General features: G+C 60.8%; 16 protein-coding genes and 1 pseudogene. 11 read left to right on the top strand and 6 right to left on the bottom strand.

The genetic code is table 11. The features are described 5' to 3' along the window. Window positions 1–22: 22 nt before the first annotated feature. The 4 genes from BLW22_RS14415 (at window position 23) to gbdR (ending at window position 4,612) form a co-directional block, all read left to right on the top strand. The gene (locus BLW22_RS14415; RefSeq protein ID WP_065927404.1) at window positions 23–532 is read left to right on the top strand and encodes a sigma-70 family RNA polymerase sigma factor; all 510 of its coding nucleotides are present in this window, start codon (window positions 23–25) and stop codon (window positions 530–532) included. After that, window positions 529–1,464 carry a FecR family protein gene (locus BLW22_RS14410; protein WP_074846850.1) on the top strand — a complete coding sequence of 312 codons (936 nt, stop codon included), beginning with the start codon at window positions 529–531 and terminating at the stop codon, window positions 1,462–1,464. The genes BLW22_RS14415 and BLW22_RS14410 overlap by 4 nt, the downstream gene beginning before the upstream one ends. 662 nt (window positions 1,465–2,126) lie before the next feature. Next, complete coding sequence (gene gabP / locus BLW22_RS14405) at window positions 2,127–3,536, top strand: GABA permease (protein WP_074846849.1); 1,410 nt, start codon at window positions 2,127–2,129, stop codon at window positions 3,534–3,536. Next, on the top strand, window positions 3,533–4,612 hold the full coding sequence (gbdR, locus tag BLW22_RS14400; protein WP_074846848.1) for a choline metabolism transcriptional regulator GbdR: 1,080 nt from the start codon (window positions 3,533–3,535) through the stop codon (window positions 4,610–4,612). Before gabP ends, gbdR begins: the two co-directional genes overlap by 4 nt. A 67-nt stretch (window positions 4,613–4,679) precedes the next feature. On the opposite strand, the gene BLW22_RS14395 is transcribed toward gbdR, so the two are convergent. The 5 genes from BLW22_RS14395 to BLW22_RS14375 form a co-directional block, all read right to left on the bottom strand. Continuing rightward, the gene (locus BLW22_RS14395; RefSeq protein ID WP_074846847.1) at window positions 4,680–6,188 is read right to left on the bottom strand and encodes an amino acid ABC transporter permease/ATP-binding protein; all 1,509 of its coding nucleotides are present in this window, start codon (window positions 6,186–6,188) and stop codon (window positions 4,680–4,682) included. A gap of 106 nt (window positions 6,189–6,294) precedes the next feature. Beyond that, window positions 6,295–7,098, bottom strand: a complete 804-nt coding sequence (locus tag BLW22_RS14390) for an ABC transporter substrate-binding protein (protein WP_074848160.1) — start codon at window positions 7,096–7,098, stop codon at window positions 6,295–6,297. A 77-nt stretch (window positions 7,099–7,175) separates the two neighbouring features. Then, window positions 7,176–8,243: an isopenicillin N synthase family dioxygenase gene (locus tag BLW22_RS14385; protein ID WP_065927451.1), complete on the bottom strand. Its 1,068-nt coding sequence runs from the start codon at window positions 8,241–8,243 to the stop codon at window positions 7,176–7,178. 13 nt (window positions 8,244–8,256) lie between these two features. Beyond that, window positions 8,257–9,108 (bottom strand): sugar phosphate isomerase/epimerase family protein, encoded by an 852-nt coding sequence (locus BLW22_RS14380; RefSeq protein WP_074846846.1) that lies wholly within the window; start codon window positions 9,106–9,108, stop codon window positions 8,257–8,259. A gap of 243 nt (window positions 9,109–9,351) precedes the next feature. Continuing rightward, window positions 9,352–10,392 (bottom strand): zinc-dependent alcohol dehydrogenase family protein, encoded by a 1,041-nt coding sequence (locus BLW22_RS14375; RefSeq protein WP_065946949.1) that lies wholly within the window; start codon window positions 10,390–10,392, stop codon window positions 9,352–9,354. A 143-nt stretch (window positions 10,393–10,535) separates the two neighbouring features. Here BLW22_RS14375 and BLW22_RS14370 point away from each other — a divergent pair, with 143 nt between their 5' ends. The 5 genes from BLW22_RS14370 (at window position 10,536) to BLW22_RS14350 (ending at window position 13,709) form a co-directional block, all read left to right on the top strand. Further along, entirely contained in the window at window positions 10,536–11,018 is a 483-nt protein-coding gene (locus BLW22_RS14370; RefSeq protein ID WP_065927454.1) for an Lrp/AsnC family transcriptional regulator, read from the top strand. Between the two features lie 139 nt (window positions 11,019–11,157). After that, the gene (locus tag BLW22_RS14365) at window positions 11,158–11,697 is read left to right on the top strand and encodes a kinase inhibitor (RefSeq protein ID WP_074846845.1); all 540 of its coding nucleotides are present in this window, start codon (window positions 11,158–11,160) and stop codon (window positions 11,695–11,697) included. Window positions 11,698–11,702: 5 nt separating this feature from the next. Beyond that, window positions 11,703–12,521 (top strand): helix-turn-helix transcriptional regulator, encoded by an 819-nt coding sequence (locus tag BLW22_RS14360; protein WP_074846844.1) that lies wholly within the window; start codon window positions 11,703–11,705, stop codon window positions 12,519–12,521. A gap of 130 nt (window positions 12,522–12,651) precedes the next feature. Continuing rightward, a complete protein-coding gene (locus BLW22_RS14355; RefSeq protein ID WP_074846843.1) occupies window positions 12,652–13,284 on the top strand; it encodes a hypothetical protein in 633 nt (210 codons plus the stop codon). A 227-nt stretch (window positions 13,285–13,511) separates the two neighbouring features. Continuing rightward, window positions 13,512–13,709 carry a hypothetical protein gene (locus tag BLW22_RS14350; protein WP_074846842.1) on the top strand — a complete coding sequence of 66 codons (198 nt, stop codon included), beginning with the start codon at window positions 13,512–13,514 and terminating at the stop codon, window positions 13,707–13,709. Window positions 13,710–13,795: 86 nt separating this feature from the next. Here BLW22_RS14350 and BLW22_RS14345 read toward each other — a convergent pair whose 3' ends face one another. Then, window positions 13,796–14,401, bottom strand: coding sequence for a cysteine hydrolase family protein (locus BLW22_RS14345; protein WP_074846841.1), 606 nt, complete (start codon window positions 14,399–14,401; stop codon window positions 13,796–13,798). A gap of 462 nt (window positions 14,402–14,863) precedes the next feature. On the opposite strand from BLW22_RS14345, the gene BLW22_RS14340 reads away from it, so the two are divergent. Beyond that, complete coding sequence (locus BLW22_RS14340; protein WP_141691311.1) at window positions 14,864–15,964, top strand: ABC transporter substrate-binding protein; 1,101 nt, start codon at window positions 14,864–14,866, stop codon at window positions 15,962–15,964. Between the two features lie 24 nt (window positions 15,965–15,988). Further along, window positions 15,989–18,301, top strand: a pseudogene (locus tag BLW22_RS36005) (ATP-binding protein); the annotation flags it as partial. Between the last annotated feature and the right edge of the window lie 45 nt (window positions 18,302–18,346).

Raw genomic sequence — 18,346 nt, 5'->3', positions numbered from 1 at the left:
AGTCCATGAAGATTATGGACCTATGGACCCGAATGCTTTGCTCAAGACCCGCCTTATCGGCCAGATTTTCCAGCAGCACTACAGCTGGTTGTGCGCGCGTTTGTCGTACCGCACCGGTTGCAGCCACAGCGCCGAGGACATCGCCGCCGAGACCTTCCTCAAGGTCTGGATGCTGCCCGACCCCACGGCCATTCGCGAACCGCGCGCGCTGCTGACCACCATCGCCCAGCGCCTGATGTACGAGAGCTGGCGCCGACGCGACCTGGAAAAAGCCTACTTGCAGATCCTGGCCGACGTGCCCGAACACGTGCACCCATCACCCCAGGAACAACTGATTCTGATCGAGAGCCTGTTGGCCATCGACCGGCTGCTGGACGGCCTGTCGGGGCAAGCCAAGGCGGTGTTCGTGCACAGCCAGTTGGACGGCATGACCTACACGCAGATCAGTGAACGCCTGGGCCTGTCCCTGGGGCGCATCCACCAATTGATGACCCAGGCCCTGCGCGCCTGTTACCTGGGGTTGAGCGAGTGAGCAAACAGCCTTTGAACGACCCGGTGGCCGAGGAAGCCATCGGCTGGCTGGTGCAGATCCAGTCCGGCGACTTCAGCCCCGCCCAGCAGCAGGCGCTGGATGAATGGCGGGGCACCTCGGCCCATCATCGCCAGGTATATGCGCAACTGCTCGCCGGTCTCGATCAGCTCAAGGCCTCACCCTGGCGCGGGCGCTCCAGCGCGCAGTTGCTGCGCAGCCTGGAGCAACCCAACAGCCGTCGCGCATTTCTGCGTACCAGTCTGTGTGCGCTGGGACTGGCGGCCGGCGCGGGGTGGGGCTGGCGTTTTGAAGACGCGGGGCAGACCTACGCCACCGGCACCGCCGAGCGTCGCACCTGGCAACTGGCCGATGGCAGCACCCTCAAGCTCAATGCCCGCAGCGAGGTGGTCTCGACGTTGGCCGGGGACGCGCACAGCCTTGAACTGCGCACCGGCGAAATGCTGGTGAACCTGCTGCGTCCGCTGCAGGTCAAGACCCGCGCCGCCCATATCAGTGCCACCACGGGCCGCCTGATGCTGAGTGAACAGGACGGCGCGATGCGCCTGGTCACCCTGGATGCCGATGCGGTGCTGCACTTCGACGGCGGTGCGCAGCAACGGGTGGCCATGCACCAGAGCACGCTGTTCGACCACCAGCGCATCCTCACCCAAGTGCCCATGGCCGCCACCGAAACCGCCTGGCTCGACGGCTGGCTGGTGGTGCGCAACCAGACACTGGCCAGCGTGGTGGAAGCGATCCGGCCCTACCGCAAGGGCATCGTGCGCCTGGATGCCGCGGTGGCGCAGCTGCGCGTGAGTGGCCGGTTCCCGCTGGATGATGCGCGCCAGACCCTGGAGGCCTTGGAGCAAAGCTTGCCGATCAGGGTGACGCAGTGGGGTGGGGTGCTGGTGTTGATTGGGGCGCGGGTGTAGGCGAGGGTAATGCCCTCTTTGTGGGGCGCCTGTGCGGTGCGGGACTGTTGGGTTTCCATGCGTTGGTGCTCCCCTCGATATGCATCGGTATCGTAGTAGTCACCCCCGGTAACCACGATGCGAAGCGAGCCGCCCTTGATCTTGCTTTAGATCTTGATCTCAGGCGCCCCGTTAAACCACGCTGGCCGGAATTCGATAGTGATTTGGGGGGTAAACCGGCAGGGATGCCGGTTTAGCCGCCGTAAGGGCGGAACCCATAGCCGCCGTTACCGAAGCAACGGATATGTACTCGGTCTGATCCAACATCCTGGTCGGCCCAGAGGCCGCCGTCGGAGGCAAGTCGAATCGTCGCACCGCCCCTCCCACATTTAGGTAGCGGGGCATCAGTTAGATTGGCGTCGGCTCCCTCGCCACAGGTCCAGGGCCCTACCAACATTGTGTAGATACCCATGCCCTGATCTGAGGACATACGGAGCGGGCGAGGCTCTGAAAAGCGGCTAACCAGCCCCGGCTCGATGTCGATATCAGGCGACTGAGTGCCGTTATCAGGCTATTTTCGCGGCAGGGATGCCGCGTACTGTGACCCGTCATTAAGAAACGATGATCGCCTGACCTTCCAGTCAGTACGTCTTAACGTCGATCACAGAGAATAAAAAACAACGATGAATAGCCTGATTTCCAAGGACTCCAACGGCCAGCTGGCGCAGGGCTTCAAGCCGCGTCATGTCACCATGCTCTCCATTGCAGGCATTATCGGCGCAGGGCTGTTTGTCGGCTCCGGGCACGCCATCGCGGCGGCGGGGCCGGCCGTGATGCTGGCGTATCTGTTTTCCGGCCTGTTGGTGGTGCTGGTCATGCGCATGCTGGGGGAGATGGCGGTGGCCAACCCCGACACCGGCTCATTCTCGACCTACGCCGACCAGGCCATCGGCCGCTGGGCCGGGTTTACGATCGGCTGGCTGTACTGGTGGTTCTGGGTGCTGGTGATTCCCATCGAAGCCCTGGCCGCCGGGCATATCCTCAACCAGTGGTTCCCGCAGATCGACGCTTGGCTGTTCGCCTTGTTGTCGATCTTTTTGTTGGTGGTCACCAATTTGTTCAGCGTCTCCAAGTACGGTGAATTCGAGTTCTGGTTTGCCATGGCCAAGGTGGTGGCGATCATCGGCTTTATCGGCCTGGGAGGCGCGGTGCTGATGGGCTGGATTCCCGAGCGGGAGGCCAGCGGCTTGAGTCGCCTGATGGAAGAACACGGTGGTTTCGCGCCTAACGGCCTGTCGGCGGTGGTCGGGGCATTCATCACCATCATGTTCAGCTTTATCGGCACGGAAGCCGTCACCATCGCGGCTGCCGAGTCCAATAACCCGGCGCAAAATATCGCCCGGGCCACGCGCTCGGTGATGTGGCGCATCGGCGTGTTCTACGTGTTGTCGATCTTCGTGGTGATTTCCGTGGTGCCGTGGAATGACCCGCTGTTGGCATCGGTAGGCTCTTATCAGCGCGCCCTGGAGCTGATGAACATTCCCCATGCCAAGTTACTGGTGGACGTGGTGGTGTTGATTGCCGTGGCGAGCTGCATGAACTCGTCCATCTACATTGCTTCACGCATGCTGTATTCCCTGGGCAAGCGCGGGGATGCACCCTCGCTGATGAAAAAGACCTCCGCCGCGAGTGTGCCGAGGGCCGCCGTGATCGCCAGCACGATCCTCGGGGCTGGCGTGACCTTGCTCAGTTACTTCATGCCGGCCGGATTGTTCCAGTTTCTGCTGGCCAGCTCGGGCGCCATCGCCTTGCTGGTGTACCTGGTGATCGCCGTGTCGCAACTGCGCATGCGCAAGGTCCTGCAACGCCGCAATGTCACCCTGACGTTCAAGATGTGGCTGTTTCCCTGGCTGACCTGGGTGGTCATCGTCTTCATCTGTTGCGCATTGGCGGTGATGCTGTTGACGCCCGAGCACCGCTTTGAGGTGTCGTCGACCATCGGCCTGGCCCTGCTGATTTCCCTGGTCGGCGTGATCACGGCGCGGCAGCCCGACCGCACCCAAAAATCGATCCCCCTGGCTTCGCGCCCATGAACCCCCGGCCGGTCACCGGTTTGGTATTCGTGCTGCTGGATCAGTTCACCCTGATCTCGTTGGCGTCGGCGGTAGAGCCGCTGCGCATGGCCAACCAACTGTCCGGCCAGGAGTTGTATCGTTGGCACACCGCCAGTGTCGACGGTCATCCTGTGTGGGCCAGCGACGGCATGCCCATCACGCCGGACTGTTCCATAGCCGCTGCGCCCTCTGCGGATATCGTCGTGGTGTGCGGCGGCACGGGTATTCAACACACCCTGAGCGACGAGCTGATGAAGTGGCTGCGGACCCAGGCGCGTTATTCCAAGCGCCTGGGTGGTATTTGTACCGGCAGTTGGGTATTGGCCCGGGCGGGGCTGCTCGACGGGTTTGAATGCAGCGTGCATTGGGAGTGGCTGGCGGCCATGCAGGAAGCCTTTCCACGGGTGAGCCTCAGCGCCAGCGTGTTCACCCTCGACCGCGATCGCCTGACCAGCTCGGGCGGCACCGCGCCCATGGACATGATGCTGCACCTGATCGGCCGTGAGCATGGGCATGAGTTGTCGGCGGCGATTTCGGACATGTTCGTGTACGAGCGCATGCGCAACGAGCAGGACCATCAGCGCGTGCCGCTCAAGCATATGCTCGGCACCCAGCAACCGAAGCTGCAGGAAATCGTCGCGCTGATGGAGGCCAACCTGGAAGAACCGATCGACCTGGATGAATTGGCCGAGTACGTGGCCCTGTCACGCCGGCAGCTTGAGCGCATGTTCCAGAAGTACCTGCACTGTTCGCCCTCGCGCTACTACCTGCGGTTGCGGCTGATCCGCGCGCGCCAGTTGCTCAAGCAAACCCCCATTTCGATCGTGGAGTTGGCCTTGCTCTGCGGGTTTGTGTCCACGCCGCACTTCTCCAAATGCTACCGCGAGTACTTTGGCGTGCCGCCCAGCGACGAGCGCCTGGTGACGGCGGGCGAGCAAGCCGGCATGTTGAGGCCGATGATTCGCGCCGTACCGGTGCCGATGCCAATGAGTGCCCTGGAGCAGGCGCGGGGGGAGTCGACCTTTGCCAGTGTCCGGCTCAAGGCCAGGCGCTGAGAGTACGGTGAGTGGCGCTGATCAGCGACGCTTGCGTTTCGAATTTCAGGCCCCACTCACGCTGGCTTCAAACCCGCATGAACGCCTTGATTCTCTCGCCGCACTGATCGGCACGAATCATCCCAGGCGCCGCATCCAGTGCAACCAGGCCGTCTTCCATGAAAATCACCCGGTCGGAAATGGACAGGGCGAAGTCCATCTCGTGAGTCACGATCAGCATGGTCATGCCTTCTTTGGCCAGGTCGCCGATGACCTTGAGCACGTCGCCTACCAGTTCCGGGTCAAGGGCTGACGTCGGCTCATCAAACAGCATGATATGTGGATCCATGGCCAATGCGCGGGCGATTGCCACGCGTTGTTGCTGCCCCCCAGACAACTGATGCGGATACTTGTGCGCGTGAGCCAGCAGTCCGACCTTGTCCAGCAGGGCGTAGGCGCGCTGCTCGCTGATGAGCTTGTCGCGGCCGTGATAGCGCGGCGCGAGGGTGACGTTGTCGAGAATGGTGCGATGGGGAAACAGGTTGAAGCCCTGGAACACCATGCCGATGTGCTGTACCCCACGGCGTACTTGTTGCGTGTTGGTGTTATCACCGGCGTGGATATAGCTTTCGCCGAACAGAATGATCTCGCCTTGGTCGATGCTTTCCAGGGCGTTGACGGTGCGGATCAGCGAGGTTTTTCCCGAGCCCGACGGGCCGATGATGGAAATCACCTGACCCGCATTTACATCAAGGTTGATGCCCTTGAGCACAGCGTGCTGGCCGTAGCGCTTGTGAATGTCGACCAGTTGCAGGGCGGGTGCCGAGCCAGGCCCGGAGGTTTTCCGAGCGCTTGCCGAAGGAGGGGCGGGTTGTGATGCGCGTAGGCGCCCCATGCTGGTGTCATCCAGCGTCTGGGGGGTGCGGTTGTTGAGTTCCAGGTGGTGCTCCAGCCAATGAAACAGCCAGCCGAGCACGGTCACGATCAGCACGTAATACACCGCCACAACCGATAGGGTTTCCATCACCAGGAAGTTTTGCGCGTAAAGGCGCTGGCCCACGGTCAACAGTTCGGTCAAGGAAATCACCGAGACCAGTGAGGTCAGTTTCACCACGGTGATGTATTCGTTGATCAGCGTCGGCAGGGAAATGCGGAACGCCTGGGGGATCACGATCAGGCGCTGCAAACCGATCAGGCCGATGCCCAGCGCGCGGCCGGCCTCTTTTTGACCTTTGGCCACGGATATCAAGCCACCACGGTGGATTTCCGCCATATAGGCCGCTTCGGTGACCACCAGGGCCAACAGGCCGGAATAGAACGGGTTGGACAGGACGCCACGGGTGACCGGGAACATCTGCGGCAGGTTATAGACGAACACCACCAATACCAGCAGCGGCACGCTGCGAAAGAACCAGATATAAATCGACGCCGGCACGCTGATCCAGCGCGCGGCCGAAAGCTTGGCCGAAGCCAGCAGGAAGCCCAGCAGCATGCCGATGAACCAGGCCAGCGTGCTGAGCTCCACCACCGTAATGCAGGCTTTCCAGAAGTCCGAGAGCGAAAACAGAGAAAAAAAGTAAGGCCATTCAAATTGCATGTGTCTCTCCAACTGCTGGCGTCGACACAGGCTTTACCTGGGCCGGGCAGTCAAGCGAAAGCCGCCGACTGTGGGAGCGGCAGCGCTCCCACAGGGCTGCACCGGGTCAGTTAGTCGGTTCTTCGAGGTTGTATTTCTTCAACAGGGCGGTGTATTCACCGGAAGCCTTGCTCGCCTCAAAGGCCTTGAGCAGTGCCTGATAGAGCGCGTCGTTGCCTTTCTTGACGTAAATCCCCAGCGTCTGCTGATAGATCGAGTGCTCGGTGCTCACCACGACGCGGCCCTTGGTGCGTTCTGCGATCATGCCGGCGGCGCCGTCGATCTCAACCTGAGCCTGCACATTGCCGGAGAGCAGCGCCTGGGTTACCTCCGGTGCGGACGGGAACTCGCTGACCATAATCGCGCCCTTGTTATTCGGGGTGCAGTAGTCGGTCGAGAGTGTGTTGAACTGCGTCACCCACGTGGTGCCTTTTTCCAGGCCGACTTTCAGGCCGCAGAGGTCTTCCGGTACTTTCGGTTTCAGCGGGCTGTCCTTCAGCACCATGATCGCTGCGCCGGTCTTGGCGTAGGGGATGGTTTGCGCTTGCGTCTGCCGCTGGGGCGTGATGTACATGCCGGAGATGATCGCGTCGTAGTGGCCGGCGTTCAGGCTGAGGATCAGGTTGGAAAACTTGGTGTCGACGAAGTCGGCCTTGAGGTCCAGGTGCTTGGCGAGCAGGTGCGCCAGCTCGGGGTCGGAACCGACGACGTTTTTATGTTCGTCGTATGACTCAAAGGGCGGATAGGTGATTTCCATGCCGATCTTGAGTACGCCGGGCGTCACCGTCGTTGCTGCATGGGCGCCGGCCGCACCAAGGAGTGCGACGGCCAGCAGGGTCAAGCGGACAGCATGATTGATTGGATTGCGCATCATCGATGACTCCACGTCGGTAAAGTAGGGTTGGGCGGGTGGTTAAACAGGGCGGTGTGACCAGGCTGAGGGTTGCATCAGGACGCGTCCTGCGCCTGGCTCTTCAAGTGACCGAAACTCGATGGCTTGCGCGCTTTCTCGTACAGCGTGAGTTCGCCCTGTTCGACTTTGCGGCGCAGGTACTGATAGGTCTGCAACGCTTGGCCGAACATGTGCTCACCGATGGTGATTTCCTGGTAATCCCTAGCGCCTTCAAGAAAAGCGCCTTCAAGAAACTGTGGCAGTGGCTTGATCTGCGTATGGAAGTCGCACGCGTAGAAGAGTGGGAAGGCGTAGCGCTCTTCGCTGACGGTTCGCACTCGGTGAGCCGTAGCGACAAACGTACCCGCGGTCATGACCTCCAGCATGTCGCCGATGTTGACCACAAAGGCACCGTCCACGGGTGGCGCATCAATCCATTGGCCTTGATCGTTCATCACCTCGAGACCTGGCTTGTCGGCAAGCAAAATGGTGAAGCACTCGTAGTCGGTATGCGCACCAATGCCGGGTGCGTCTTGGGCGGCCAGGTCAAAGGGGTAGTGAATCAGGCGCAGTTTCGACGGTGGGCGGGTAACCAGTGCCTCGAAATAGTCCTCTTCCAGGCCTAATGCGAGCGCGAAGCCCTTGAACAGGCGACGCCCCAGCGCAAACACCGCAGCGTAGTACGCTTCGACGGCGGGACGGAAACCCGGCAGGTCCGGCCATTCATTGGCCCCGATCAAGGGGGTCCCGGCCCTGACCAGCGGATCGTCTTCGCCTACTTCAAAACCGATATCGAACGCCTCCTTGTGGTCCGGTTTGCCTTTGGCATAGACCTCTTCGCCTTCAGGCACAAACCCCTTGTGGCTGCGGGAGGTGCCGATGTAATGCTGCATCTTGTACGCAAGGGATTGCGCAAACAGGTCCTTCGCCGCGTGACGCACGCCGTCGATCAACGACGACTCGATGCCGTGGTTCTTGATGTACAGAAAACCCACTGCGCGGGCGGCGTTACCGAGTTCTTCGGCCACTGCCTGGCGCTGTGTGATGTCGTCGCTGTACAGCCCGGCGATGTCCACCAGCGGAATGCGATTGAAGTTGGCGGCCTTTGGCGTTTGGTCAGGCATGAAGTAACGCTCCTTATCGGGTTGAGGCGCCGCTGAAACGCCGGAAATGCTCGCGCTCGGTATTTGCCATCCACACATTCAGCGACCACAGGTCGGCCACCGGCACATTGGTGAAGGGCAGGTGATGCAGGTAGCCGTCGGCACCGAACTCCGGTGTCAGCGTGCTGACCTGATAGCCGCGACTTTCCTGGGATCGCCAGATGGCCTCCCAATGCTGCTGATGGAAGGCCAGCGCTTGGGTGTACTCGGGAGCGGCGGGGTGGGGAACCTGGGGCCCCTGGTCATAACCGACCCGGGCTTGAATGTGGTGAACGCGCTCGACGAAAGCGCTGAGGTCATCTTCCGGATCGTTGAGCAGACGCTCGCAGGTGACGACCCAATGACTGATGTCGCTGGTGAAGCGCAGGTCCGGCAGTTGACGGATCAGCTCGAGGGTGACCCAGGGGTTGAACAACGAGCGCGCACGATGGGTTTCAAAGGCGCACACCTGGCCGTGCTTGCGCGCGACGTCCATCGCGCGGCCAAAGAAGTCGACTTGCTGTGCCAGTGGCCAGCGGTCGTTACCAGCCAGCAGGTTGATGAAGCGCGGCGGCAATTCAGCCGCCCAAGCGAGTTTTTTATCGAGGTCCAGAAGGTGTTCGTCGACGCTCGCCGATTGTTGCGGCAGAACATCGTAGGCGCTGAAGACGGTACTGATATAGCTGACATGGTTGGCGCGTAGAAAGGCTGCGAACTCGGCGCGTTCGCTGGCGGTCATGGGCAGGCGGGCTTCCATGCCATCGAACCCGGCTTCAAGCAACTCTTCGAGCGCTTGTGCCTTGCTTGCGGTGTAGCCCCACAACGTTCGGAATACTTCCAATTTCATCGATCTGCTCCAAAGGTGCCTTCGCATGATTGACACAGCGGCGTTTCGGCGTGGACCGAAACGCACAAAAAACGGCAGTGACAATCAGAAAAGGCAATCTTCGGGCCCCATCTCTGTGGAAAGGCTCCTTTGTTGCCGCCAATAGTAGGGAGGGGCGCTTGGCGGAAAGAATAGGGAAGTGCAAATAGATAGTTCAGAGATTTCTAAACTATTGTTCAGTGCGGCTCAGCGTCGCGTCATGGGTCAAAACTCGGTTATGACGGTTACCCCTGCCGTCTCGAAGCGGTCCATGTTCGTCAACGCGTCGATGGACTGTTCCAGGCTGATGGTTTTACCCACGAGTTTTTCAGGCGCCAGCTTGCCTGAGGTGATCATCTCGATCATGGCGCCATAGCGATGCGCCTGCATGCCGTGGCTACCGTAGATCTCAAGTTCATGGGCGATAACCTTGCTCATGGGGATGGCCGGCGTGGCGTGATCAGCGAGCATCAGCCCGACCTGGACGTGCTTGCCGCGACGGCGCAGGTTGTTGATGGAGTTGAAACAGGTGGTTGGGTGGCCCAAGGCGTCCAGCGAGACGTGGGCACCGCCCTGGGTGATTTCCAGCACGGCTTCGGTGACGTCTGCGACGTACTGGGCATTAATGGTGGCGACAGCGCCGAGGGCGCGCGCCAGATCGAGTTTTTCCTGGGAAATATCGATGGCGATCACGTTCGCGCCAATGGCCTGGGCGATCATCACCGCAGACAGGCCTACACCTCCGCAGCCGTGAACCGCGACCCACTGACCGGCGCTGACGTTGCCTTGGTCGACGACTGCACGGAACGAGGTGGCGAAGCGACAACCCAGGCTTGCGGCGGTAGCGAAGTCCATGCTCTCAGGCAGCGCGACCAGGTTCAGATCGGCCTGGTGGATGCCGACGTACTCGGCAAACGAGCCCCAATGAGTGAAGCCTGGCTGGAATTGCGTGTGGCACACCTGCTGATTGCCGCTGTTGCACTGCGCACAGGCACCACACCCACCCACGAACGGCACGGTCACCCGGTCGCCGACCTTCCACCGCGTGACGCCGTGGCCCACCTCGGCCACGATGCCCGCCAGCTCATGACCCGGTACATGGGGCAGTTCAATGTCGGGGTCATGACCTTTCCAGCCATGCCAGTCGCTGCGGCACACCCCGGTGCCAAGCACCTGGATCACCACGCCATGACGTTCCGGGGATGGATCGGCCACGTTCATCAGGCGCGGCGGTTTGGAAAAGGCTTCGTAGACGACTGCTTTCATTCAAATTACCTCGGCTTGGAGGGGCGATTCAGGCATTGCCATTATGAATGAGCGCCTTGAAATTACCTTTCAAGTTGCAATTGACCGAGCGCAAGAATTGAAATTAACCTTCATTTTTAAGCCTGAATTTGAGGGGTTATTTCATGGTTGAGCAGCTCGATAAAGCGGACATTGCAATATCGGAGCGTTTGCAGCGGGACGGCAAGCTGTCGAATGTCAAGCTGGCCGAGCAGCTGTCCCTCAGCGAAGCGTCCTGTTGGCGCAAGCAAAGACGGCTGGAAGAATGCGGGGTAATCGAGGGATACCAAGCCATTCTCAATCGAAAGAAACTCGGGCTGGGCCTGAAGGCGTTTGTCCAGATCTCCTGCACGGATCACAGCGAAGAAGCCACGGCAACGTTTGAAAAGATTATCCAGGCAGCCCCGCAGGTATTGAGTTGCCATAACACAACGGGGGAGGCGGACTTTCTACTTGAGGTGGTTGCACGGGACCTGGACAGCTATAGCCGCTTTGTCGAAACAGTGCTGAGGAAGCTCCCTGGGGTTTCAAGTATTCGCTCGAACCTCTCCCTGCGGGAGATGAAGACCACTCATCGACTGCCCGTCAGCGAGCTCTTGAGCATCTGAAGGCTGTCGGGCACGTCGAGAACCATCGTTCGTCCGGACAATCGAGCATTTCGGCACTGTTATCGAGCATTTCGGCACAGTCTCCCGGTTTTGTTCAACCTAGACTCGAGCTTCACTTCAAGACTCAGCTGGAGCCGCAATGAACATCAGATCAATCCTGCCTGCACTCTCCATGGCCGTCACACTCAGTGGGTACGCTGCGGATTTCTCACTGACCAGCCGGGATATTGCTGACAACCGCCCGCTGACCCGTCGCGAAGTGTTCCAGGGCTTCGGTTGCGAAGGTGGCAACACGTCTCCTGAGCTTTCGTGGAAAAACGCCCCCGCAGGGACTAAAAGCTACGCGATCACCGTTTACGATCCCGATGCCCCCACCGGCAGCGGTTGGTGGCATTGGACGGTGGTCAACCTGCCAGCCTCCACCCATAGTTTGCCCAGCGGCGTGGGGGCAAACCTGCCTGCGGGTGCAGTACAAGGGCGAACCGATTATGGCCAGCCGGGGTTCGGTGGCGCTTGCCCTCCTGTCGGCGATAAACCCCATCGCTATCAATTCACCGTGTGGGCCTTGAAAGTCGATAAGCTACCGCTCGACAACCAGGCCAGCGGAGCCTTGGTCGGTTACATGCTCAACGCCAACGTCCTGGCCAAAGCGACCATTACTTCAACTTACGGACGTTAAGAACCATGCGCCCTTGTGACGGCATACAGCACCGGGAAAATATTATCGATGCCTGTGTCATACGGGCGCGACATGCCCTTACCTTGCCCAGGGTGCCGGTGTTCGTGACCACCTTGTGTCGAGTGCGGCAGGGGGAAAAACTGTTGCAATGGGATGACCGGGAAATGCGCGCAGGGCCTCGGCATCTGATTCTGATGCCGGCCGGGCGCGAGCTTGGTATCTCAAACTTCCCCGGCCCTCAGGGTCACTACATCGCCGATGCGGTGACCTTTCCCGTCTCGACATTGCGTCAATTCAGCAGCCGATATAGCCAGCAGATCAAGAGTGGTCGCGGTGCACTGAAGAGCGATCTATGCGTTCCCCTGGACAGGCACACGACCCAGGCATGGGAGCAGTTGCTGGTCGCCATCCATGCAAACGCCCCGCAGGCACTCTGCACACATTATGGGGAAGCGGTGCTGCTGAGCCTAAGCCTTGGCGGCCAGGCCGGACCTCTGCTGATGGGGCGCAACGATCCCTTGTGCGAGCGGGTGCAGCAGCTGGTAATGGCCAGCCCGGAGAGAGACTGGACGGTTGCGAGCATCGCACAGCACATGAACCTGGGGGAGTCGACCTTGCGTCGCCAACTGGCGAACGAGGGGAATAGTTTCAGGAATATTCTGGAGGGCGTTCGACTGTCGACAGCATTACAACGGCTGCAAACAACGTCTCGCCCGATCGGTGAAATTGCCGGCGCCTGCGGCTACGCCTCGGCCTCACGTTTTGCCGTGCGCTTTCGCTCACACTATGGCCTGTCACCCCGTGAGTTGCGGGCAGCGATTTGAGCATTTGCGGGAGGGCTTTCCCTAGTCTGCCGGCCGGCAGTGCGAGCCATGTGACGTTTATCGGTGGGTACCGGACCAGACTGTCTGGCGATAGTGCTACTGTCTACGCAGCACCCCCGGAGCCTGCTGGATGACTCATCAAACTTCAGTTCACCCCATCGCAACGCCTGCAGCCGGGTCAAGCACTGAAAAACCGCGCGTTCACCCACCTATGTGGCATGGCAATCCGGACTTACCCACCCTCGGCAGCACTGGGGCGGCCATTTTGGGTTTCTGCGTTGTGCTGCTTATGTTCCTGCCGGTCATAGGGGTGATGGTGCTGATCTTTTTCGGCCTAGAAGCGATGCAAGGCGCATCGTCCAGCGATGGGGCGAGTCTCACCACGTCGCCTCTCATCCTGTTCATGCTTGGTTTTGTTGTGCTCATGGGGCTGGTTTTCGCGTGGATGTTCTCTGCGTCCAGAGTGCTGGCCTTCACCTTTGACGAAAACCGGCAACTGCTTACTCTCACCGTCACCCGTCGCGGCCGTAAACCCGCCGAAGTGCAGGTGCCCTTTAGCGATATCATTTGTATCAGCCCTTACCTGCTCGCCAGTTATGACCGCCATGGACATTTCAGCGTCGTGTATCAAGGGCCGAGGGGCAAGGAGTTCGAATATCGATTGGCTGAGGGGACCTCTCTGGAAGACATGGAATTTCATGCTGCATGGCTGCGCGCAATAATAGGCGAACGGATGCATGAACCAATGAATCTGGACAAATGAACGAAGCACCTCCGAGCACTATCACCTTTCAATCGCATCGATAATTGCGCCGCCGTCAGCGCCATCCAGCAAATACCCACGGCGTCGAATGGATCGAAACACGCACCGGCAGTGTCACCTTGTGCCAGTTTGGGCGCGTCCATTCGTCTGTTGCCCGGCACTCTGGGGGGCATGGTGTTTCTCAACCTTAAGCACGGATATCCCGAGCCCAAGAACGGAGAGCCAGCATGGAAATCAATGAGAATGCCCCGGGCAACATTTCACAGCAGGCTGTTACGCGCGGCACGGACAACGAGACAGGGCACGACCCGAAGTGTGATGAGGATAAGATCCCGCTGCCGCCGGACGACGATGCACCCCTTGAGGAGGATATGTCTGATGTGGACGCTGCCGATTCAGTGGCGAGCGAGCACCCTGACAACTGAGGTGTTTCAGATCAACGAACCCGGCCGGGGTGTCGCAGGTGGCTGGGAATCCGAAGGCGGCTGTAAAGCCGCCTTCTGGGCGATGGCTACCGGGCGTTCAGCCCGTCGAGAAACTCGGTGTGTTGCAACGTCCTGGAAAACATCTGCAGCGTGAAGCGTTCTGCGGCCTGTTGTTGTTCGTCGGTGAAGGTCGCGGTGCAATCGATCAGGGTCACCACGTTATAGCCCTTCTCATAACCTGATCGTACCGTGCCTTCGACACAGCAATTGGTCAGGAAGCCCGCCACCACCAGGGTCTGGATGCCGTTGTTGCGCAGCACCAGGTCCAGGCCCGTGGTGGCGAAACCGTCCAGCCCGCGCTTGCCCTCCACGAGGATGTCGCCGTCTTCCCGGGTAATCGCCTCGCTGATGTCGGCACCCCAACTGCCGGTGCGAAAGGCGCTGCCATCGGCAACGCCCTTGAGAATCCCGTAGTCGCGGGTGGTCAGCTCCGGGTAGCCCTCGGCGAACTGGATCGGCAGGTGGATGATCTTCACGCCGAGCGCGCGCGCCTGTTCAACCGTGGTGGCGGTGTTCGCGAGCATATTGGACGTGTGCATGACGTCTTTGACGGCGTCATGGAACACGCCGCCTTGGGTGGTGAAATCGTTCTGGTATTCGATCAGGACCAGGGCGGTGGTGTGTGGGTTCATGTCGGGTCTCCGATAAGTGGGTCGAGCAACAAGCGTAGAACAGCAGGCAGGGTTGAGTGGGGCGGCAGTCAAACACAAAACTATGGCTCGGAACGCCGCATCCGTTCACAGACCGCGAGCAAAGCGGGCACTTTGATACTATGCTCATTGCCAATGCGAGCCATCTACGGGTTTCAATGTTCGGCCGCCAAGGGCACCGACCCTGGCAAAATCATTGACGTTGGCCAGCAGCCTTGTATCGGCAAGACAGCCGGTGGGCGGGCTTCAGGCGTTTTCAACGGCTCACGCAACAACCCGCACGCGGCATACAGGGAAACGTTCAATGCCTGCCTCAAACCTCACCTGCTCGAAAATCTCCAATGTAGGGGCCAACGGCTCCAACCAGAACACGCCGTCGATCCAGGCTGTAAGCCGGTACGGGTGGATGACTGTTGGTAAATGCCAAGCACGATGGAGAACAGCATGAACACCCAGTCGATCCACAAGACCTTGGGGCGCTTCGCCGGCTGCGTGGCGGGGCTGGCGATAGTTGCCGCCAATCCGGCCCAGGCTGCCGCCGACGGCATCGCCAGCGGCCCTACCGCGAGCTACAGCATTGCCTTCAGCAATTCCTACGCAGGTAGCGATTTTCGCAAGGTGATGGTGCGCAACTGGCAGGAAATTGCGCTCCAGGCGCAAAAGGAGGGCTTGATCCGTGAGGCTCCCGTCGTCAGCGCCAATAACTCGGCTTCGGAACAGGCGGCTCATATCCAGGACATGATCGTCAAGGGCGTCGATGCCATCGTGATCCTCGCTGCCTCCGACACGGCCCTCAACGGGGTGATCCGCGATGCCTGCAACGCCGGCATCGTGGTGGTCGTCATGGCCAGCCTGGTCACCGAGCCCTGTGTCTATACCGTGGATTACAACTGGTCCGCCATGGGCCGTGTGGAAATGGACTACATCGCCGAGCGCCTGAAGGGCAACGGGACATTACTGGAGATCCGCGGCATCGCTGGCGATGCCACGGATAAAAACATCAGCGATGGCATTCGCAAGGCCGCCAGCGACTATCCGGGCCTGAAATTCGTCAAGACCGTATACGGGAACTGGACGGCTTCTGTCGCCCGCAGGGAAGTCACGCTGGCGCTGCCGTCGCTGCCCACCATTGATGCCGTGGCTACCCAGGGTGGCGACGGATATGGTGCGGCCATGGCGTTCAAGGCGGCGGGTCGCCCTTTACCGATCATCGTGATGGGGAACCGTCAGGACGAACTTGCCCTGTGGAAACAGGAACGCGATGCCAATGGCTACGAGACCGTCTCTGTCTCTGCCTCCCCGAGCGTCTCCCAGATGGGGTTCTGGGTGGCCCAGCAGATACTGGCGGGCAAGCAGGTGCCGAAGTTCGTCGAAGTGCCGCTGGTACGTATTGATGCCAAAGACCTGGACGCCTGGCTTGCCACTATGCCGGTGGGCGGTGCCGCCAATCCGTTCTACGGCCAGGCTTCCGTTGCGGCGATGATCGATGCGGCCATCAACCATACGGCGCCGCCGGCGCCTTTGCCGGAGGTGACGAAACAGTAGCGGCGGGCTAGGAGGCGAGGCCCCATGTTGACATTCAAATCAGCCACGGCCAGGCCTATTGCCGTCAGGATCGGCCTGGCGGTTGCCGCACTGGTGTTGCTGATGCTGGCGGTATCGCTCGTGAACCTCTACGGCCTGCGAGGCATGGTTCGTGCGGTGGATTCCGCCAGCCATTCCGCGGAAATTCTGGCCTCGGTCAACGGGGCTACCGGGCGGGTGGAAAACTTCATTGCCACCCGCGACCAGGACAGCGTGTCCCAGGCCGAAGGCTTGGTCGCGACGGCTATCAACGGCCTTAACGCCATCCCGGCGGCAGAGGCGCAATCGCTCAAGGGCAGCCTGGATAGGCTCGCTGCGGCGATCGCGTCCTTGCGGGTGGCGACGCTGACCATGGATGGCGAAACCGAGAATATGACCGCTCATTACGCTCGGATGCGAGAGGCGACGGCCCTCGTTGAACAGGGCATCGCCGCTGGGCTGAAGGGCCTGGACTCCCGCGCCGCCGACCACCAGGCGCGAGTGAGCAACGCCCAGAGCGCCCATCGCATCCTGGATATCCTGCGCAACGGCGAACGTATCATTACCGCCAATGTGGCCCAGGTGCTGGTGACCGGTGATGGTGCGGCCGCCACTGCGGCGCGCAACGCCTGTGCGGCGCTGCCGCCTGTGGTCGAGCAATTGCGTGAGTTAATGGGGGCGCCGCAACAGGTGGAGACCCTGGAGCAGTTGGCGACGGCGGTGGCTGCAGCCAGCCTGGCGCTCGAGCAGCTTGGCGAGGCTCCCAGGCTCCGGGGCGGCGAGGCTTTGCGGCATCTGGGGGCTGTTGGAGGCGTGGCAGAGCGCCTTGAAGTCATGTTGGCTGAAGTGGACGAGCACATTGCCCATGACGCCAGTGACATTCAGGCCGCCATCGGTTTGCTGCAAAACGCCGCCGCGTTGTCCAAGCGTTTCGCCGAACGTGTTGCCACCCTGGAGGCGCAGACCTTGTCGTTTCGCCTGGCGCCGTCGGCCGAGGTCGCCAGTTCTGTAGGCGTCATCCTCGATGAACTCTCCCGTCTCGCCCGGGTTCTGCCTTCGTCTGTGGGGCAGCAGGCCAGCGCTACGCCCCTGACGGTCAGCGATCAGATTGCTGGCTACCGGGCGGCATTTGCCGGGTTCCATCAGGCGAGCAACGCCTTGGGCGACGCGCGCGACCAGGTTCGTATCGAGGCACGCAGCGCTGGCCTGTTGGTTGCGCGCTTCGCAGGCGAAGCGCGTTCAGACGCCTTGGTCCACAAGGATCGCGGCATGCTGGCGACAATAGTCGCTGGCGCCGTCGCCATCCTGCTGGCCGGAGCCATCGCCTGGAGCACCTCGCGGTTTGTCGCGCAGCCCATCGTCGCCCTGGCTTCGGTCATGCGCCGGCTGGCTGCCGGTGACTTGACCGCCGAAATCGCCAGTGCTGGACGCGGCGATGAGATTGGGATCATGACTCGCGCCGTCCGGGTGTTCCAGGAGAATGCCTTGCGCATCCGGGTGCTGGAGGCCGAGGCCGAAGCCGAAAGACAGCAGGTACAGGCCTCTCTGGAGAGAATGGTCGCCGAGCGGACCGACACGCTGCACCGACAGACCGAGGTGCTGGAGGCGCAGGCGGTTGCACTTATTCAGGCGCGCAACCAGGCCGAGACGGCCAACCAGGCAAAGAGTGATTTCGTCGCCACGGTCAGCCACGAACTGCGCACCCCTTTGACCCTTATTCTCGCCCCGTTGGAGCAGCTCTCGGTGGCGATCACGCCGCCGGCGGACTGGCGCGTGCAAATCGAGCGCGCACAACGAAACGCACTGCGCCTGATGAACCGCGTGAACGATATCCTTGACTTCTCCAAGGCCGAAGCAGGCAAGTTTGAGCTGTGTCCGGCGCCCGTTGATTTGAACAAGGCGGTGGGTGTGCTGGCCGAGGACGCCGCCATGGTGGCCAAGGGCAAAGGCTGCACGTTGACCTGCAGCATCGATCCTGCCCTCGGCACCGTGTTCCTGGACCCTCGACACTTCGAGAAGATTCTGCTCAACCTGGTGAGTAATGCCATCAAGTTCACCCCTGCTGGCGGTACGGTGCATCTGGCAGTCACTGCGCTTGATGACGAGCGATTTGAGCTCGCGGTGCAAGACTCGGGCATTGGCATCGCGCCTGACAAATTACCCCTGCTGTTCCAGCGTTTTTCCCAGATCGACAATTCCGCCACGCGGCATTACAGCGGTACAGGCATCGGCCTGGCCCTGGTCAAGGATCTGGTCGAACTGATGGGGGGCGAAGTCAGCGTCAACAGTGAGCCTGGAAAGGGGTCGTGCTTCCTTGTTCGATTTCCTCGAGGAACCGAGCAAAACACGGTGCCGACCGAAGCC

The sequence above is a fragment of the Pseudomonas marginalis genome, assembly GCF_900105325.1.
In the GTDB taxonomy this organism is placed as follows: domain Bacteria; phylum Pseudomonadota; class Gammaproteobacteria; order Pseudomonadales; family Pseudomonadaceae; genus Aquipseudomonas; species Aquipseudomonas marginalis.
Note: the sequence above shows the minus strand (reverse complement) of the source record. Positions and strands in the feature narration are given on the sequence as shown.

What these genes read in the sequence shown, in the direction of transcription:
- BLW22_RS14415 (WP_065927404.1), top strand. Translation starts at nt 23, where the DNA reads ATGGACCCGAATGCTTTGCTCAAGACCCGCCTTATCGGCCAGATTTTC.
- gabP (WP_074846849.1), top strand. Translation starts at nt 2,127, where the DNA reads ATGAATAGCCTGATTTCCAAGGACTCCAACGGCCAGCTGGCGCAGGGC.
- gbdR (WP_074846848.1), top strand. Translation starts at nt 3,533, where the DNA reads ATGAACCCCCGGCCGGTCACCGGTTTGGTATTCGTGCTGCTGGATCAG.
- BLW22_RS14395 (WP_074846847.1), bottom strand. Translation starts at nt 6,188, where the DNA reads ATGCAATTTGAATGGCCTTACTTTTTTTCTCTGTTTTCGCTCTCGGAC.
- BLW22_RS14390 (WP_074848160.1), bottom strand. Translation starts at nt 7,098, where the DNA reads ATGCGCAATCCAATCAATCATGCTGTCCGCTTGACCCTGCTGGCCGTC.
- BLW22_RS14385 (WP_065927451.1), bottom strand. Translation starts at nt 8,243, where the DNA reads ATGCCTGACCAAACGCCAAAGGCCGCCAACTTCAATCGCATTCCGCTG.
- BLW22_RS14380 (WP_074846846.1), bottom strand. Translation starts at nt 9,108, where the DNA reads ATGAAATTGGAAGTATTCCGAACGTTGTGGGGCTACACCGCAAGCAAG.
- BLW22_RS14375 (WP_065946949.1), bottom strand. Translation starts at nt 10,392, where the DNA reads ATGAAAGCAGTCGTCTACGAAGCCTTTTCCAAACCGCCGCGCCTGATG.
- BLW22_RS14370 (WP_065927454.1), top strand. Translation starts at nt 10,536, where the DNA reads ATGGTTGAGCAGCTCGATAAAGCGGACATTGCAATATCGGAGCGTTTG.
- BLW22_RS14365 (WP_074846845.1), top strand. Translation starts at nt 11,158, where the DNA reads ATGAACATCAGATCAATCCTGCCTGCACTCTCCATGGCCGTCACACTC.
- BLW22_RS14360 (WP_074846844.1), top strand. Translation starts at nt 11,703, where the DNA reads ATGCGCCCTTGTGACGGCATACAGCACCGGGAAAATATTATCGATGCC.
- BLW22_RS14355 (WP_074846843.1), top strand. Translation starts at nt 12,652, where the DNA reads ATGACTCATCAAACTTCAGTTCACCCCATCGCAACGCCTGCAGCCGGG.
- BLW22_RS14350 (WP_074846842.1), top strand. Translation starts at nt 13,512, where the DNA reads ATGGAAATCAATGAGAATGCCCCGGGCAACATTTCACAGCAGGCTGTT.
- BLW22_RS14345 (WP_074846841.1), bottom strand. Translation starts at nt 14,401, where the DNA reads ATGAACCCACACACCACCGCCCTGGTCCTGATCGAATACCAGAACGAT.
- BLW22_RS14340 (WP_141691311.1), top strand. Translation starts at nt 14,864, where the DNA reads ATGAACACCCAGTCGATCCACAAGACCTTGGGGCGCTTCGCCGGCTGC.